The following is a 16,823-nucleotide window of genomic DNA, read 5'->3' on the forward strand; positions in this document are numbered from 1 at the left end:
GATAACGCCATGAGCTCTTGCGGGTTCCATGGCATCACGCACCCCGCCAGCCCCTGCTGGCCTTGCCGGCGACGCCATGCCGGGACAGATTTCGACGCTTCGGGAGGAAAAACATGACCACGCCCCGCATCGCCCTCGTCACCGGCGCCGGCACCGGCATCGGCAAGGCCGCCGCTCTCGCCCTCGCCGAATCCGGCTTTGAGGTTGTTCTCACCGGTCGCCGCACCGAACCGCTCGAGGCGCTCGCCTCAGTCATCGCCGCCAAGGGCCAGACGGCTCACCCCATCGCCGCGGATGTGGCGGACGCGGCCTCGGTGCGCGCGCTGTTCGACGAGATCGCCAGCCGTTTCAAGCGCCTCGACATGCTGTTCAACAATGCCGGCGGCTGGTCGCCGGGCATGCCGATCGAGGACATCCCGCTGGAGGACTGGCAACGCGTGGTGACCGTCAACCTCACCGGCGTGTTCCTCTGCACCCAGGCCGCCATCCGTCTCATGAAGACGCAGACCCCCAAGGGCGGGCGCATCATCAATAACGGCTCGATCTCGGCGCACGCCCCGCGCCCGCTTACCGCGCCCTACACCGCCACCAAGCACGCGGTCACAGGCCTCACCAAGCAGGTCGCGCTGGAAGGCCGCGCGCACAACATCGCCTGCGGACAGATCGATATCGGCAATGCCGACACCGACATGGCGGTGAAGATGAAGACCGGCATTCTTCAGCCCAACGGCCAGATCATGGTCGAGCCGACCTTCGACCCCGTCCATGCCGGCCGTGCCGTCGCCTATATGGCCGGCCTGCCGCTCGACGCGAATGTGCTGACCATGACCATCATGGCCACCAACGCACCGTTTGTCGGGCGGGGCTAGCGGACGGTCTCCTCCGTGGCGCTCGGCGCCTTGTCAGCCGTAATATCCGGCGTTGCGGCTGCCGTGCGGGACGACTTATCGGTCTTTACCGCCGGGGCCCAAACGTTGCGCGCCTTCTCCAGGTCCGCCCGATACTTCTGGGGCAGCGCAGCCCGCAATTCGTCGAAATCGGCCGCATTGCCGATCCAGTCGAGCGGTCGGCTCTCCTTGCCGACGAAGCCGAGAGCGATCTTCGGCCGTAGCAGAACCGTGTGAGTCGGCGAGAAATACGCCTCCAGCGCAGCGCGCAGGTTCGGCGGATCATAAGCGCCGCCGACCTCGTTTTTTCCGTCTGTCAAGCGGGCGAGTGCACTGACATGGATGTGCTCACCGATGGAGCGGGCCTGGGGCGGCAAGCCAGCGACACGCACCCCGGCTCCACGCGGGCGTTGCTGGGCGATCACGCGATACGTCGGATCGTTGCGGTCCATGAAAAATAATGGCGGCTGTCGGGACTCGTGAATGTCAGGGCTGTCTTCGCCTTGCAACGCCTCAAGCTCACCCGGCCGAAAAACGGGGGCATGCCCCGCGGGCGTCAGCGCATCGAGGCGCTTCAGCATCCACGCCAACGTCAGAGCGCCGATACCCCCGGCCTGATAGCCACCGCCAATGTCCGAATGCACGCCTGGAAACCACACCTGCTCAACCGCCGTGAATCCCGCATGCTGCGGCACCTGCCAGAGTGCGGGAGGGTACCACCGCCGCTTCTCGTCAATCGCCACAGCGTGCAGCGACACGTCGATAATCGAGGATAGAGCCGTGTCGTGAAACTCGTAGCGCTCGCGATTTCTCCGAAAGACACTTCCGGGGATACCTAGCGAGCCCACCGTGTCGAAAACGCCGAGACCGCGAATACGTACGCCATCATGGGTGAGCGTGCGCAACCATACCGTGTCCGCCGGGTAGCGGTCCTTGGGCGGCGTCCTGTAGAGCTCCCACACCGTCTGTTCATTCTGCGTCGTGCAATTCTCGGCCTTGAGCAGCCCGCTCGCGCCAATATAGCCGGCAAGGCTGCGCGCGGTGAAGGCACCGCGCGAGAAGCCGAAAATGAAGATGTCATCGCCGGGGGCGTAGAACTGGCTGAGGAAGCGGTAGGCTTGGCGGACATTGACGTCGAGGCCAGTTCCGATTGCCCCGCCGGCCAGCTTGTCAAACCCGCCTGCAGTTCCCACGCCCTCGTCATAATAGATGCGCTGTTCGACACCATCGGTGACACCCGGCTGCAGCATGTCGCGCAGCCGCACGATGTTGGTGATGTCCTCGCTGTTGGGATCGTTCCAGGTGCCGTCAAGGCAGAGGATGAGCCGCCGCGGCAGGCGCTTGATGGCCGTTCGCTCGGCCGAAGGATCGATTGATTTCACACTCATGACGCCCCCCGTCATTGCGGAAGCATCATCATAATGGTTGCATTTTACCAAATGCAACCCTGAGTTTATTTCAACGCTCTCAGATCACCGCCAGCGCGCCCTGGAAGATCAGCCAGCTCAACAGTCCCATCACGCCGAGGCTGACGAGGCTGGCGACCAGGCCGGCGGCGATGAAGGCGCCGTCGCGCTCGACGAGGCCGAGGCCGAGAATGCAAACGGCGATGCCCGGCGGCAGGTTGCCGAAGATCGGGATCGGCAGCATCAGCAGCAGGCCCAGCACGACCACCACGCCGCCCAGCACGAGACGGGCGGCCGCGCTGGAGAAATAGGCCAGCCGCGGGCGTGAATACGCCTCGAAGCGGCGGATCCATTTCAGCGCGCCATGGACGATCTTCTCCAGCAGCGTGCGGGAAATGGTGCGGGCCGCCAGCCAGCGCGGCAGCCACAATTCGTCACGCCCGAGCAGCATCTGCGCGCCGACGAGGCACAGCAACACGCCGCAGATCACCGGAATGCCCGGCGGCATGGGCAGGCAGTTCGGCAGGCCGAGCAGCAGGATGGACAGGCCGAAGGCGCGGTTGCGCAGGGCATGCACGATCTCGCCCACGCCGATGCGTTCCGCCGAATGGGCGGTCACGATCGCCGAGAGCAGCTCCGAGGTGCGGGGCGAACGATGATCCACGATGGGCGGCCCGGTGCCTTCAGTCATGCCTTGGGACACCACCACGGCACCCAGTTTCGCCGCCCTCATAGCACGGCGAAAGCGGCAAGGAGAGGGCACAGCGTCCAAATCGCCGCGCGCCCCCGGCCAGGAAGAGCCGCCCACAGCTCAGTGGATCTGGAACACCCCGTCGACGCGGCGCAGCTCGGCGGGCTTGATCAGCCGTGAATGCGCGATGGTGACCGAGTGCAGCGGCCCTTCCAGCTCGCGCTTCCAGAAGTCGAGAAAGCGGTTCAGCTCCGGGAAATGGGGATAAAGGTCGTAGTGTTGCCAGAGATAGGTCTGCAGCAGCGCCGGGTGGTCCGGCATGCGGTAGAGGATCTGGGCGGTGGTCAGGCCATAACCGGCGAGCTGCCGGACGAAATCCGCCGATGCGGTATGCACGCCCGGCGCGGATGCTTCACGAGATGCCATGCGGAACCTCCTTTCGCTGACATGCCGAGTTGAACGCATGAAGCTTGCGTGAACAAGTCCAAAGATCGCGTTTCATGTGCAATATCAATGCACTAGCAGCATATGCCGGGGAGTGCTGACAACCCGCGCGGCAGCGTGCTGGCACTCACCTCACGGGACTGCCAATTTTTTCACGCCGAGGCCTTGCGCCCCCTCCGCCCCCCGCCTAGATGTCCTCGCGGCAGCGTGATCGGGACCGTTCCGGCCGATCCGCCGCCATGAAACCAGATGATCGTTCAAGCTTTTCTGGAGAGAACCGATGAAGTTCCGTCCCCTGCATGACCGTGTGGTGGTCAAGCGCGTCGATGCGGAAACCAAGACCGCGGGCGGCATCATCATCCCCGACACCGCCAAGGAAAAGCCCTCGCAGGGCGAGGTGGTCGCGGTGGGCCCGGGTGCCCGCGACGAGGCCGGCAAGCTCGTTGCGCTCGACGTGAAGGCCGGTGACCGCGTGCTGTTCGGCAAGTGGTCCGGCACCGAGGTCAAGATCGACGGCGTCGACTACCTGATCATGAAGGAGTCCGACATCCTCGGCGTGATCGACGACAGCGCCTCCGCCAAGAAGGCGGCGTGACGCCCGAACGCCCGACGCAAGTCGTAACGCATCACCGGAGTTAAAAGACATGTCTGCCAAAGAAGTGAAATTTGCGGGCGACGCGCGCGAGAAGATGCTGCGCGGCGTCGACATCCTCGCCAATGCGGTGAAGGTGACCCTCGGCCCCAAGGGCCGTAACGTCGTGATCGAGAAGTCCTTCGGCGCTCCGCGCATCACCAAGGACGGCGTCACCGTCGCCAAGGAGATCGAGCTCGAGGACAAGTTCGAGAACATGGGCGCCCAGATGGTGCGCGAAGTGGCCTCGAAGTCCAACGACCTCGCCGGTGACGGCACCACCACCGCCACCGTGCTCGCCCAGGCCATCGTGAAGGAAGGCGCCAAGTCCGTCGCCGCCGGCATGAACCCGATGGACCTGAAGCGCGGCATCGACCTCGCGGTCGAGGCGATCGTCGCCGATCTCAAGAAGAACGCCAAGAAGGTCACCTCGAACGAGGAGATCGCCCAGGTCGGCACCATTTCCGCCAATGGCGATTCCGAGATCGGCAAGTACCTCGCCGAGGCCATGCAGAAGGTCGGCAACGAGGGTGTCATCACCGTCGAGGAAGCCAAGACCGCCGAGACCGAGCTCGACGTCGTCGAGGGCATGCAGTTCGACCGCGGCTACCTGTCTCCCTACTTCATCACCAACGCCGAGAAGATGCGCGTGGAGTTCGAGGATCCCTACATCCTCATTCACGAGAAGAAGCTCTCGGGCCTGCAGGAGCTCCTCCCGGTCCTCGAGGCCGTGGTGCAGACCTCCAAGCCCCTGCTGATCATCGCCGAGGACATCGAGGGCGAGGCTCTCGCCACGCTCGTCGTCAACAAGCTGCGCGGCGGCCTCAAGGTCGCGGCCGTCAAGGCCCCCGGCTTCGGTGATCGCCGCAAGGCCATGCTGCAGGACATCGCCGTCCTCACCGGCGGCACCGCCATCTCCGACGATCTCGGCATCAAGCTCGACAGCGTGACGCTCGCCATGCTCGGCCGCGCCAAGAAGGTGGTGATCGAGAAGGAGAACACCACGATCGTCGACGGCACCGGCGCCAAGGCCGACATCGAGGCCCGCGTCGCGCAGATCAAGGCGCAGATCGAGGAGACCACCTCGGACTACGACCGCGAGAAGCTGCAGGAGCGTCTGGCCAAGCTCGCGGGCGGCGTCGCGGTGATCCGCGTCGGCGGCGCGACCGAGGTCGAGGTCAAGGAGAAGAAGGACCGCGTTGACGACGCGCTGCACGCGACCCGCGCGGCCGTCGAGGAAGGCATCCTGCCGGGCGGCGGCGTTGCCCTGCTCCGCGCGATCAAGGCGCTCGAGGGCGTCGTGACCGCTAACCCCGACCAGAAGACCGGCGTCGAGATCGTCCGCAAGGCCATCCAGGCCCCGGCCCGTCAGATCGCCAGCAATGCCGGCGAGGATGGTTCGCTGATCGTCGGCCGCATCCTGGAGAAGGACAGCTACGCCTACGGCTTCAACGCCCAGACCGGCGAGTATGTCGACATGTTCAAGGCGGGCGTCATCGACCCGGCCAAGGTCCTGCGTTCCTCGATCCAGAACGCCGCCTCGGTCGCCTCGCTGCTCATCACCACCGAGGCGATGATCGCCGAGCTGCCCAAGAAGGCCGGCGCCGCGGCCCCGGCCATGCCGGGCGGCGGCATGGGCGGCATGGACTTCTGAGGACGGTCTGAAGCCCCCCGGCAATCGCAAGAACCGACGTCGGCCAAGGCCGACGTCTCGGGCGGCGGCATGGGCGGCATGGACTTCTGAGGACGGTCTGAAGCCGCCCGGCAATCGCAAGAACCGACGTCGGCCAAGGCCGACGTCTCGGGCGGCGGCATGGGCGGCATGGACTTCTGATCGTCCGACCGACACTGAAGAACGAAGGGCGCGGCGCAAGCTGCGCCCTTTTCGTTTGCGACGCGCGCGATCAGGCGGGCTCGCGCGCCGCGCCGGCGATCGTGTCGAGACTATCGTCCGCCGCGCGCTGGTGCAGGCGTTCCAAATCCGCGCCCATGGTCTCCACCCGGAACGCCCAGGTGATCGCCGCGCCGGCAAAGGAGGTCAGGGCGAGGCCGATCAGCAGCGCGGTGGTGCCGATATCGGCCAGCAGGATGGGAAACAGGAACGCGGTCAGCACCGCGCCGATCTTGCCCGTGGCGGCGGCCAGCCCCGCGCCCTTGCCGCGCACGCGGGTGGGAAACACCTCGCCGGCGATCAGGTAGGTCTGCGCGTTCGGGCCGACATTGGTCATGAAGTTGAACAGCATGAAGCCGGCGAAGATCAGCAGGGTGCGGCCGGGGTCGGGGTAGTAATGCGACATGGCCGCCAGCAGCAGGCCGGCGGCGCAGCCAATGAAGCCGATGATCTGCAGCGGAATGCGCCCCACGCGGTCGGCCAGCAGCACTGCCGCGAAGATGCCGGCGATCAGCAGCGTGTCGATCAGCGCCGCGCCCTCGGCCGCCAGCACCTGGCTGGCGACGATATCGGTGACATCATGCTGAATTGGTGTGCCGTGACCGAAGGCGGCGGCGAGGATGGTGGGGGTAAACAGCCCGATGCCGTAGGTGCTGAGATCCTGCATGAACCACGGCACGGAAGCGAGGATCGTCGCCCGCCGGTTGCGGCGGGTGAACAGCTCGCGCCAGCCGGAGGCCCCGGCCCCGTGTCCTGGCGTCCCTGCCCCGACGGCGGGCGTCGCCAGTTCGACCTGGTGCGGATAGGCGGGCTCGCGATAGAGCAGCCGGGCGGTCTCGCGCGCCGCCTCCAGCGTCCGTCCCTGCGCGAACAGCCACGGCGCGGACTCGGTGATGAAGAAACGCGCCACGGTAACGATGGCGGCGGGCAGGATCACCGCCGCATACATCAGCCGCCAGGCGGAGACGGTCGGATCGTTCACCAGCACCGCATAGCCGACCGCCGTACCGGCCAGCGCCCCCAGCGCCTGGAAGCCGAAGGCCGCCAGCACCAGCCGGCCGCGATTGGCGCTCGGAATGCTCTCGGAAATGATGAGATGCGCCGTCGGGTAATCGCAGCCCAGCGCGACGCCGACGCCGAACAGGAAGACCGCCAGCCAGAAATAGGTCGGGCTCACCGACAGGAGGACGAGGAAGATGATGAACAGGATCATCTCGACCACGAACATGAACTTGCGCCCGAACGTGTCGGACAGCCCGCCCAGCAGTAGCGCCCCGACCAGAATGCCGGCAAGGCTCGCGGCCCCGATGACGCCATGCTCGGTGGCGCCGAGACCGAATTCGGCGGAAATCAGCGGCAAGGCGACGGCGGTGGTGAACACCACCATCCCCTCGAAGAATTTGCCGAAGGCGGCGAGCCACCAGATCCGCCATTGCATGCCGGTCATCGGCGTATAGCCGACCGGCGTGCCATCCGCCCACACCGGCATTTCGTCGATATAGTCCTGGACCGACCGCCCCTTATCCGCGCCGAACATCCCCATCCCCTTGGCCACCCAATCGTCTCCCCTTGGGCCCGCGCTATGAAGCCACGATGACCCGCCCACGCCTAGGGGCGGGATGACGCTGAATAGTCAGGTCATCGTCACGCGTCCCGACCATTCGTCATCCGCCCTCCGCCCCTTTCGACATGCCACCCCCGTCCTTTCGTCATCCCGGCCGAAGCGGAGCGCAGAGCCGGGATCGCGGGCCGATGGGGCTCATCGAGCGCCATCATCACCCCCGGCACACCGTCAGGACCGGGCTGGGCCCGGCCATCCACGACTTCCCTCTCGCCGCGCCCGGCCGAAGTCGTGGATCCCCGGGTCAAGCCCGGGGATGACGGCGTGAGGGTGGGGACCGCGTGATCAAGTCGGAGCGCGATCCCGGCTCGGCCTTTGGCCGTCCGGGATGACGGCTATAGGTTGCCGTCATCCCCCCATCCCATCGTCATCCCGGCCGCAGGCGAAGCCGGAGAGCCGGGATCGCAGGCCGCGCTCATCCCCCGCACATCGTCAGGACCGGGCTTGGCCCGGCCATCCACGACTTGCCACTGTCGCGCCCGGCCCAAGTCGTGGATCCCCGGGCCAAGCCCGGGGATGACGGCGTTCTGGGAGTGAGGCCACGTGAACGAGGCGGCACGCGATCCCGGATCGGCCTTTGGCCGTCCGGGATGACGCGCTAGAGGGGCCGTCATCCGGCCGGCCCCATCCCGTCGTCATCCCGGCCGCAGGCGAAGCCGGAGAGCCGGGATCGTCATCGGTTGGAGACCTGAGACGGGGCGCGCGTGAACGAGACGCACGCGATCCCGGATCGGCCTATGGCCGTCCGGGATGACGCAGGGCGACGTGGGCCGCTCAGAACCGCGCGCGCAGGCCGAGCGATCCCACCCAGCCCTGTACGTCGCCGAGCGTGGCGCCGGTCTGCCCGTACAGCGCGAAGTTCTGGGTGATGTTGGAGGTGATGCCGACGCCCAGCGTGTACCAGGTCTCGCCCGTGGTCTCGCCAAAGGCCGTGCCGCCAGCGACCACATCGCCATCGCCCATGAAGTCGTGCAGCACATTCGCCATGATGTAGGGCGTGTGCACCCGGCCGTCCTTGGTGGTGATGGTCGTCTGCAGCTGGAAGCCGACGCGGCCGACGAGATTGTCGAGCGTGGCCTCGTCCACCGCCATGCCAACGGAATCGGTGAAGGCGTCCTGCTGCGTGCGCACATAGGTGAGCTCGGCCTGCGGCTTCAGCACGAGATCATGCGGAAGAGCAAAGCCATAGCCGACCTCGGCCGACACGCCCCAGCTCGTGGTGTCCGTGCTCGCATGGCCGGTCGGGGCGGAGAAGGTGGTGTCGAGGATGTCCGCCTTGGCGACGACGTCGACATAGCCGCCCAGCCCCGGCGTGCCATCGGCGAAATAGGTCGCGTACCCACCGAAGGACCAGCCGTCGAGCTGCGAGGTGGCGCTGGAGTTGCGCACCGACACATCGGTCGAGCCATAGCCGGCGAAGGCGCCGACATGGAGCTGGCCGACCGACACATCGACCCGCTTGTCGACGCCGAACTGCGACATCAGGCTATCCTGGTCATAGGACCAGCCGGAGGACGGCTTTACCGTGACCGAGCCGCCATAGGCCCGGCCCCAGGCCTGCCAGGTGCCGTCGGCGCCCTCACCCTGGCGGATCTCGCCAAGGCGACGGTCCAGCGTGTTGTAGGCCATGAAAGCGTAGCTCGCCGCGGCCGACGGGCCGACCGTATAGCCCGGCACCTGCGCGGCAACATCGGACTGCAGATAATAGCTGCCGCCCGCCTGATAGAGGCTGTAGGCATAGGCGCCGGCGATGACCGACTGGTCGCCGGTGAGCGGGTTGGTGGCAAGCTGGAACGCCCCCTCACTCACGCTGGTCGCACCGGAAGCGTCGACGACCTGAATGCCAGCCCCGGCCGCATGGCCGGTCGCCCCGCCATTGCCGGTGAGCGCGACCACCAGCGTCGTGGTGCCCGACACCGTGCCGCCGGTGAGCACCACCGTATCGGCCGTGCCACCGCTGCCATTGGCCACCGCGTCGAGCGCGATCACGCCCGAGCTCAGCGTGCCATTGGCGCCGCCGACATAATTGCCGGAGATGGTGAGCTTGTCGCCGACCGCGCCGTCGAGCAGCGAGATGACGCCGTAATTGTTGAAGCTGCCGGTGACCTCCACCGTCGCGTCGGTCTCGGTGCCGGCGCCGATGATGAGCTGGCCGCCGGGAAGATCGGCGCTGCCGAGATTGAAATTGCGCGTCTCCAGCGACACGCTGGAAGCGCTGAGCGCCAGGGCCGAGGTCGCATCCACATCGACCACGCCATACGCCAGTGACGGGCCGAAGACGTAGCTGGTGCCGGCCAGCGTCAGCGACGAGTTCGTGCTGACAGAGAGTTCGGCGAAACTGATCACGCTACCCAGCGTGAGGCTGCTGCCATCGACGATGTTGAGCTGGTCGCGGTCAGTGCCGCCATCCACGCTCACGCCGTTGAGGGTGAGGTTCACCCCCTCGACGGCGCCGTCGAAGATCACCGTATCCTCGCCCTCGCCGGCATTGATCGCGCCGTTCAGCGTGACCATGGAAACGGACTGGATCACGATCCTGTCGTCGCCGGCGCCGCCATTGATGCCGCCGATGGAGCCGCCCTGGATCGTGACGACATCATCGCCTTCCTTGACATTGATCGTGCCGAGGATGGTGCCGCCGGTGACGGTGACGAAATTCTGCTGCCCGATCGAGCCACCGTCGATGTTGCCGCTGATAGTGCCGCCGGACACGGTGATCTCTTCGCCATAGACATCGCCGCCGACGGAGCCCGACCGGATGGTGATGATGTCGTAGCCCGAGCCCGCCTGGATATCGTGCAGCACGGTGCCGCCATCGAGCGTCACGGTATCGTCGTCGTCGCCCGCTTTCACCTCGCCGACTGTACCGCCGGTGATGGTGATGCTGTCCGCGCCCTCATAGCCGTAGATGATGCCCTCGACGGTGCCGCCACTGATCGTGAACACGTTGTTCTGACCGAGCGTGCCGCCGCTGATATCACCCTTGATCCGGCCGCCGGTGACATAGATCTCCTCGCCGATCACGTCGCCGCCGATCGTGCCGCCATTGATGTGGATCACGTCCCAGCCGCTGTCGCCTTCGACGCTGCTGGCGACCGAGCCGCCATTGACGGTGATGACGTCATTGCCGGCGCCGCCCCGGAGCTTGGCGCCAATCGAGCCAGAATTGAGGGTGAGAATGTCGTCGTCGGCGTCGCCGATCACCTTGCCGCCGATCGTCGCCCCATCGATGGTCACGGTGTCGTTCTCGCCGCTGGCGGAGACATCGCCCGTCACCGTCGTGCCCGTGGACAGCGTCAGCACGTCGCGACTGGAGGACAGCGATACGCTCGCCAGAGTCCCGGCCGGGCAGGTCCAGTACCTCGTCCCGTCGGTTGTGATGTAGGTGCAGTTCGGTGGCGCCGCCGCCTGTGCGCTCGCCATCATGGCCGACATTGCGACGCCGGCCAGCAAGGCCGTGCGAAAACCGAGCTTATTCATAATGTTAACACTGCCCCACAACCCGCGCGAACCCCATTCAAAGCGCCGGGTCGGGACAGCTAATGCATTTCAGACTGACGGGTCCATACCTTACGAAACGGTAAATGGGTAATTATCTGGGGATGTGGGAAAGAGGTAACAGGATGGGCAGCAATGGTATTCAAATGCCGGACTAGTCCAGTGTCTGGCGGAAGCGGCTAACGGCGATCACCATCGCCACGAGCATGATCGCGGTCAGCCCGGCAATATCCGTGGCGAGGTCGCTGGCCGTCGCGCCCTTGAGCAGGATGCCGCGCACCATGCGCAGATAATGGGTGAGCGGCAGGGTCTCGGAGATCCATTGCGCCCAGCGCGGCATGCCGGCGAAGGGGAACATGAAGCCGGACAGCAGGATATTGGGCAGGAAGTACATGAAGGTCATCTGCACCGCCTGAAGCTGGTTCTGCGCCAGCGTCGAGAAGGTGTAGCCGATGGACAGGTTGGCCACGATGAACAGGGCGGTGAGCGCGGTGAGCAACCCGAGCGAACCCACCACCGGAACGGCGAACAGCCCGATTCCCGCCAGCACGATGAGCGCCGCCTGCCCGGCCCCGACCAGCACATAGGGCGCGATCTTGCCGAGCATCACCTCGACCGGGCGGATCGGCATGGCCAGCAGCGTTTCCATGGTCCCGCGCTCGATCTCCCGCGTCACCGAGAGCGCGGTGAAGATCAGCATGGTCATGGTGAGGATGGTGCCGAGCAGGCCGGGCACGATGTTGAGCTGCGTCACCGCCGCCGGGTTGTAGCGGGCATGGGTGATGATCTCGAAGGGCGGCGGCTGGTCCTCCAGCCCGCTGCCGCGCGGCCCGCCATCCACCGCGAAACGCTCCCGCGTCACCGCCGCATCGACCAGCCGGTTCAGCGCCGCGAGCGCGCTGCCCGAGGCGACCGGATCGGTGGCGTCAGCCGCCACCAGGAGCGCCGGGTTCTCGCCGCGGCGCACCGCGCGCTCGAAGCCGGCGGGGATCTCCACCACGAACAGCACGTCGCCCGAGCGCATCAGCCGCTCGGCCTCAGCTTCAGTGCGGGGGTGATGGGTGACGGAAAAGTACTTCGTGTTCTCCAGCGCCGCGAGAATGGCCCGCGTCAGCGAGCTGTTCTCATGGGCGAGAACGGCGGTCGGCAGATGGCGCGGCGTGGTGTTGATGGCGTAGCCGAACAGCACGAGTTGCAGCAGCGGGATCATGATCATGCTGGCGAAGGACACCCGGTCCCGCAGCAATTGCAGAAACTCCTTGCGCATCATGGCGCCGATCCGGCGCAGTGAACCGCTCATCGGAAATTATCCCGCGAGCGGTTCATCAGGTCGATGAAGACGTCCTCCAGGGTCGGGGCGTCCTGGCGCCAGTCGAGCCCCGGCCGGGCGCGATAAGGCGCGATGGCCACCTCCAGCGCCGCCGCGTCATGCCCGCCGACATGAACGCTCGCCCCGAAAGGCGCGACCATCTCGATGCCCGGCAGGCCGGAAAGCTCCCGCGCCAGCGCCGCCGGGTCACCGCCCATCACGGTCCAGGTGGAAAGGCCCGAGCGCGCGACCACCTCGGCCACCGGCCCCTGCGCCAGCAATTCGCCATAGGCGATATACGCGATCTCATGGCAGCGCTCGGCCTCGTCCATGTAATGGGTCGAGACCAGCACGGTCAGCCCTTCCGCCGCCAACTCATGGATCTGCGCCCAGAACTCGCGCCGCGCCTTGGGATCGACGCCGGCAGTCGGCTCATCCAGGAGAAGAAGTTGCGGCGCGGGCAGGATGCAGGCGCCGAGCGCCAGGCGCTGCTTCCACCCGCCCGATAGCGAACCGGCAAGCTGCCGGTCGCGTCCGGCAAGGCCCAGCCGCTCGACGGCGGCCCGCGCGGCCCCCACCGGGTCCGGCACGCCATAGATGCGGGCGACGAATTCGAGGTTCTCGCGCACCGATAGATCGGCGTAGAGGCTGAATTTCTGCGTCATGTAGCCGACATGCCGGCGGATGGTGCGCGCCTCGGTGAGGATGTCGAAGCCGAGGCACGTCCCCCGCCCGGCATCGGGCGTCAGCAGTCCGCAGAGCATGCGGATCGTCGTCGTCTTGCCCGAGCCATTCGGCCCGAGGAAGCCGTAGATCTGGCCGCGCCGCACGCGCATCGAGAGATCGCGCACCACCACGCGGTCGCCAAAACGCTTGGAGAGGCCCTCCACCTCGATGGCGTAGTCCGGCGTCGATGGCTCCCCCTCGCCGCTCATGGCAGACGCTGCACGGTGATCGGCTGCCCCGGCCGCAGCGCCCCCGGCGTGTCGGCGCGTGCTTCCAGGAGAAAGACAAGCTTGGCTCGCTCGTCGAGGCTGTAGATCACCGGCGGGGTGTATTCCGCGCTGGCGGCGATATAGCTCACCTTGGCGTCCACCGGCGCCGTGCAGCCATCGCAGGTTACCCGCACCGGTGCGCCGAGCGTGAAGCGCGGCAGATCGGGTTCGGGCACGAAGAAGCGCAGCTTGATCAGCTCCGGCGGCAGCAGCGACACCACCGGCCGACCCGCCGGCACAAGCTCGCCCGGCCGGAAATACACCGTCTCGACCGAGCCCGCGACGGGCGCGGCGAGGCTGCGCCGGGTGAGCCGCGTCCGCGCCGCACTGAGATTGGCCTCGGCCGCCTCGACAGCGCGTTGGGCCGCCGCGATCTGCTTCTCGCGCGAGCCGAGGCCGGCCACGGTGATCTGCGTGTCCACCTCGTCCAGTGCCGCCTGATTCTGGTCATAGGTGTGCTGGGCGGTGTCGAGCGCCGCCTTTGAGCCGACCTGCTTGGCAAAAAGCTCCTTCTGCCGCTCAAGCTCGATGCGCGAGAGGTCGAGCGTCGCCTCGGCCCGGCGCCGCGTCGCCTCCAGCACGGCGATTTCCTGCGGGCGCTGAGCGGCGCTGGTCAGGTTCTCCAGCTCCGCCTGCGCCTGGGCGAGGCTCGCCTGAGCCGCGTCGACCTCGGCCTGCTGGAGCGCGGAATCAATGGTGAACAGCGCCGTGCCTTGGGTGACGCGGTCGCCCTCCTCCACGGCGAGGCTGATCAACCGGCCCGCCTCATCCGGTCCGACGAAGATCAGATCGCCCTCGGCATAGCCCTGATAGCGCGGCGGGCCTGCATCGGCGCAGCCCGCCAGTGTCGCCACCAGCAAGCCAACCGTCAGGCACAGCCGGCCCCGCCGGGCCGGGATGCGTGACGCGAAAGCGTGGTCGGGCTGGGGCATGGGCACTCGCTGGCGCACGGACACTCCGCCATTGAAACCAGACGGAGGATGCGCTGACCAGTGTGGTCATTCCCCATCGGACAAAGCCAGCAGCCACGCAGCAAAAAGGCGGGCGCCGCGCGGCGCCCGCCTTTGGGTCAGGCAAGGATCAGCCGGAGATCGGCCGCCGGATCAGTTCAGCGTGCCGATGGCGAAGAACTCGGTCTCGCCAGACGAGCCGTCCACGCCGTCATTGTCGGTGACGATGAAAGCGTTACCGACGGCGTCAATGGTGAAGCTCTCGACCTTGTCGAGCACATAGCCATGCGGGGCGGCGAGCAGCGGCAGCAGATCCTTCACCTCGGTCTTGGTGAGAACCGGCGGCTGAGCCTCGCTGCCAAGCGCAGCCGGGGTCACGCCCTTCAGCGAGACGAAGGTGAGCTTCTTGGTCTTGGCGTTCGGACCGACCTGATTGTCGCGCTCGATGACGAGGAAGCCGTCCTTGTAGGCGGTCAGCTCGGACAGGCCCATCCAGCCCTTGGCCGGCTTGTCGAGCGGGTAGCGCACATAGGTCCAGCTCTTGTCGGCGGGCTTGTAGGCGAGGATCTTCACGAAGCCCTTCGGATCATCCTTCCACTCGCGCTGCACGGCGAGCCACACGGTCTCGTCGGCGCCCGAACCGGTGACGGCGACGCCCTCGAAGCCGAAGCGGGTCGCCTGCGCGGCCAGCGCCTCGGGCAGCGCGATCTGCTCGGCGACGGTGCCATCGGCATCAACCCGCACCAGAAGGTTCTGCGTCGGGTTCTCCTTCTTCTCCGGGTTGCCTTCCGAGGCGACCCAGAAGCCACCCTCGGGGCGCACCGCGATGCCCTCGAGGTCGAGCCCCTTGGCCGGCTTGCCGTCCACGGTAAGCACGGTCGCCTTGGTGATCTTGGCCGGCAGGCTGGTGGCGTCGACGGTGAGGATGCGCGCCTGCGCATAGGCACTGTCGGTCACGGCGTAGAGCTTGCCGGGCTCCTTCGGATCGGCCGCGAAGCCGGAAAGCGCCGACCACCAGATCGGCAGTCCGTCCGGGCCATTCTCGGAGAGGATGGTCGGATAGGCCGGCTTGGCGCCGGGCTGGCGCTGATACACGGTGACGACGGACCCGATCCCGCCATCCTCGCGCAGATCGGTCTCAGCGGCAGTAACGAACAGGTCGCGCTTGGGGATCGCCATCAGGCCCTCCGGCCCGACGCCGCCCGGCAGAACCTGCAGGAACTCCGGGGCCTCCGCGCCGCCCTTGTCGCGATAGACATAGACCAGCGAGCCGCGCTCGGAGGCGACGAAGATCAGCTTCTGGCCATCGAAGGTGGCGACTTCCGCGCCCTCCATCTCGATGCCCTTCTTGTTGCGCTTGTCGGGATAGTGCCCGACGCGCACGGCCATGTGTTCGGGCGCGACGCCGGAGTCGAACAGCAGCTTGCCGGTCTTGTCGAAGATGGAGAAGCCGCGCGTGCCGCCCTTCCAGTCGCCTTCATTGGCGATGACGAAGCGGTCATCGTCGAGCCACTGCACCGTATCGGGCTCGCGCGGCGTGTCCTTGATCGCGCTGGTGAGGTCGATCACCCCGTCCTTCTTGGTGTCGATCTTGTCGAGCGAGACCGTGCCGGCGGAGAAGCTGCCGGTCACCTTACCGGTGTTGAGATCGACCACGACGATGTGGTTGTTCTCCTGCAGGGTGATGACCACCTCGTTCTTGGAATTGATGTCGAGATATTCCGGCTCCGGGTCTTCGGGGGCGACGGCAGCAAGGCCGGTGAGCTCCACGACCTTCTTCGAGGCGTCGACGACACGGCCGTCCTTGACCTCGAAATAGGTCAGGTTGCCGGCCGGCAGCTGCGGCAGGGCGCCCTCATTCACCTCTTCGTCGCGCTCATTCTCGATCGCGATGGCGAGGAAGCGCCCGTCCGGGCTCTTGGTGACGGCGTCCGGCTGGCCGCCGAGATCCACCTTGTCCTCGACCTTGCGCGAGGCGATGTCGACCACCGCGAGATGGCCGGAGGGCTTGGACTTCGACTCCGAGGTGTTCACCCCGACATAGGCCTTGCCGCCGATCACCACCGTGGTGGTCGGCTCGCCCTCGAGCGCCACCACGCCCGCGGGCTTGGGCGCCGCCGGGTCGGTGATGTCGACAAAGCCGATGCGCTGGCCGGGGCTGTCGCTGTAGATCAGCGTGTTGCCGTCTTCGGTGAAGGTGATGATTTCCGCCGAGGTCGGCTTCGCGGCATCCGCACCGGCCGGCAGGTTGTCGATCACGTTGAAGGTGGCGATGCGGTTGAACACCGGCGCGGGCGACTGGGCCTGCGCGCCAGGCAGGGCAAGGCCCAGCACCAGGGCGGACACACCGGCGAGAAGAAGCGAGCGCATGGGAGAATCCTCGTCTGACGCGGGGGCAGGCCCCGCTCTGGCGCGCACTTCAAAAGGCGTTGCGTGACAGAGGCATGACGGCAACCGCCGGCGCCGGACGCAAAGGCACCGAAGTATTCGACTTTTGTCG

The 16,823-nt window shown here is 66.7% G+C and carries 12 protein-coding genes; 3 read left to right on the forward strand and 9 right to left on the reverse strand.

Annotated features, from left to right (window positions below):
• Positions 1-113: 113 nt before the first annotated feature.
• Positions 114-869, forward strand: a complete 756-nt coding sequence (locus tag AncyloWKF20_RS06960) for an SDR family NAD(P)-dependent oxidoreductase (protein ID WP_279317156.1) — start codon at positions 114-116, stop codon at positions 867-869.
• On the opposite strand, the gene AncyloWKF20_RS06965 is transcribed toward AncyloWKF20_RS06960, so the two are convergent.
• The 3 genes from AncyloWKF20_RS06965 to AncyloWKF20_RS06975 form a co-directional block, all read right to left on the reverse strand.
• Positions 866-2,275, reverse strand: a complete 1,410-nt coding sequence (locus tag AncyloWKF20_RS06965) for a DUF2235 domain-containing protein (RefSeq protein ID WP_279317157.1) — start codon at positions 2,273-2,275, stop codon at positions 866-868. The two genes, AncyloWKF20_RS06960 and AncyloWKF20_RS06965, sit on opposite strands and share 4 nt — an antisense overlap.
• A 79-nt stretch (positions 2,276-2,354) precedes the next feature.
• Positions 2,355-2,984, reverse strand: coding sequence for an exopolysaccharide biosynthesis protein (locus AncyloWKF20_RS06970; RefSeq protein WP_279317158.1), 630 nt, complete (start codon positions 2,982-2,984; stop codon positions 2,355-2,357).
• Between the two features lie 120 nt (positions 2,985-3,104).
• The gene (locus tag AncyloWKF20_RS06975; protein ID WP_279317159.1) at positions 3,105-3,410 is read right to left on the reverse strand and encodes an usg protein; all 306 of its coding nucleotides are present in this window, start codon (positions 3,408-3,410) and stop codon (positions 3,105-3,107) included.
• 298 nt (positions 3,411-3,708) lie between these two features.
• Between AncyloWKF20_RS06975 and groES the strand changes: the two genes are divergently transcribed.
• Positions 3,709-4,023, forward strand: coding sequence for a co-chaperone GroES (gene groES / locus AncyloWKF20_RS06980; protein ID WP_267582115.1), 315 nt, complete (start codon positions 3,709-3,711; stop codon positions 4,021-4,023).
• A 49-nt stretch (positions 4,024-4,072) separates the two neighbouring features.
• A complete protein-coding gene (gene groL, locus AncyloWKF20_RS06985; RefSeq protein WP_267582114.1) occupies positions 4,073-5,713 on the forward strand; it encodes a chaperonin GroEL in 1,641 nt (546 codons plus the stop codon).
• A gap of 250 nt (positions 5,714-5,963) precedes the next feature.
• Here the strand turns inward: groL and AncyloWKF20_RS06990 are convergent, their stop codons facing one another.
• From AncyloWKF20_RS06990 to AncyloWKF20_RS07015, 6 genes are all read right to left on the reverse strand, one after another.
• Positions 5,964-7,505, reverse strand: coding sequence for an MFS transporter (locus tag AncyloWKF20_RS06990; RefSeq protein ID WP_279317160.1), 1,542 nt, complete (start codon positions 7,503-7,505; stop codon positions 5,964-5,966).
• An 840-nt stretch (positions 7,506-8,345) separates the two neighbouring features.
• Positions 8,346-11,051, reverse strand: coding sequence for an autotransporter outer membrane beta-barrel domain-containing protein (locus AncyloWKF20_RS06995; RefSeq protein WP_279317161.1), 2,706 nt, complete (start codon positions 11,049-11,051; stop codon positions 8,346-8,348).
• A 172-nt stretch (positions 11,052-11,223) separates the two neighbouring features.
• Complete coding sequence (locus AncyloWKF20_RS07000) at positions 11,224-12,369, reverse strand: ABC transporter permease (protein ID WP_279317162.1); 1,146 nt, start codon at positions 12,367-12,369, stop codon at positions 11,224-11,226.
• Positions 12,366-13,313, reverse strand: a complete 948-nt coding sequence (locus AncyloWKF20_RS07005) for an ABC transporter ATP-binding protein (RefSeq protein WP_279317163.1) — start codon at positions 13,311-13,313, stop codon at positions 12,366-12,368. The genes AncyloWKF20_RS07000 and AncyloWKF20_RS07005 overlap by 4 nt, the downstream gene beginning before the upstream one ends.
• Positions 13,310-14,305 (reverse strand): HlyD family efflux transporter periplasmic adaptor subunit, encoded by a 996-nt coding sequence (locus tag AncyloWKF20_RS07010; protein ID WP_279317164.1) that lies wholly within the window; start codon positions 14,303-14,305, stop codon positions 13,310-13,312. The genes AncyloWKF20_RS07005 and AncyloWKF20_RS07010 overlap by 4 nt, the downstream gene beginning before the upstream one ends.
• A gap of 171 nt (positions 14,306-14,476) precedes the next feature.
• On the reverse strand, positions 14,477-16,693 hold the full coding sequence (locus tag AncyloWKF20_RS07015; protein ID WP_279317165.1) for an esterase-like activity of phytase family protein: 2,217 nt from the start codon (positions 16,691-16,693) through the stop codon (positions 14,477-14,479).
• Between the last annotated feature and the right edge of the window lie 130 nt (positions 16,694-16,823).

The sequence above is a fragment of the Ancylobacter sp. WKF20 genome, assembly GCF_029760895.1.
Taxonomy (GTDB): domain Bacteria; phylum Pseudomonadota; class Alphaproteobacteria; order Rhizobiales; family Xanthobacteraceae; genus Ancylobacter.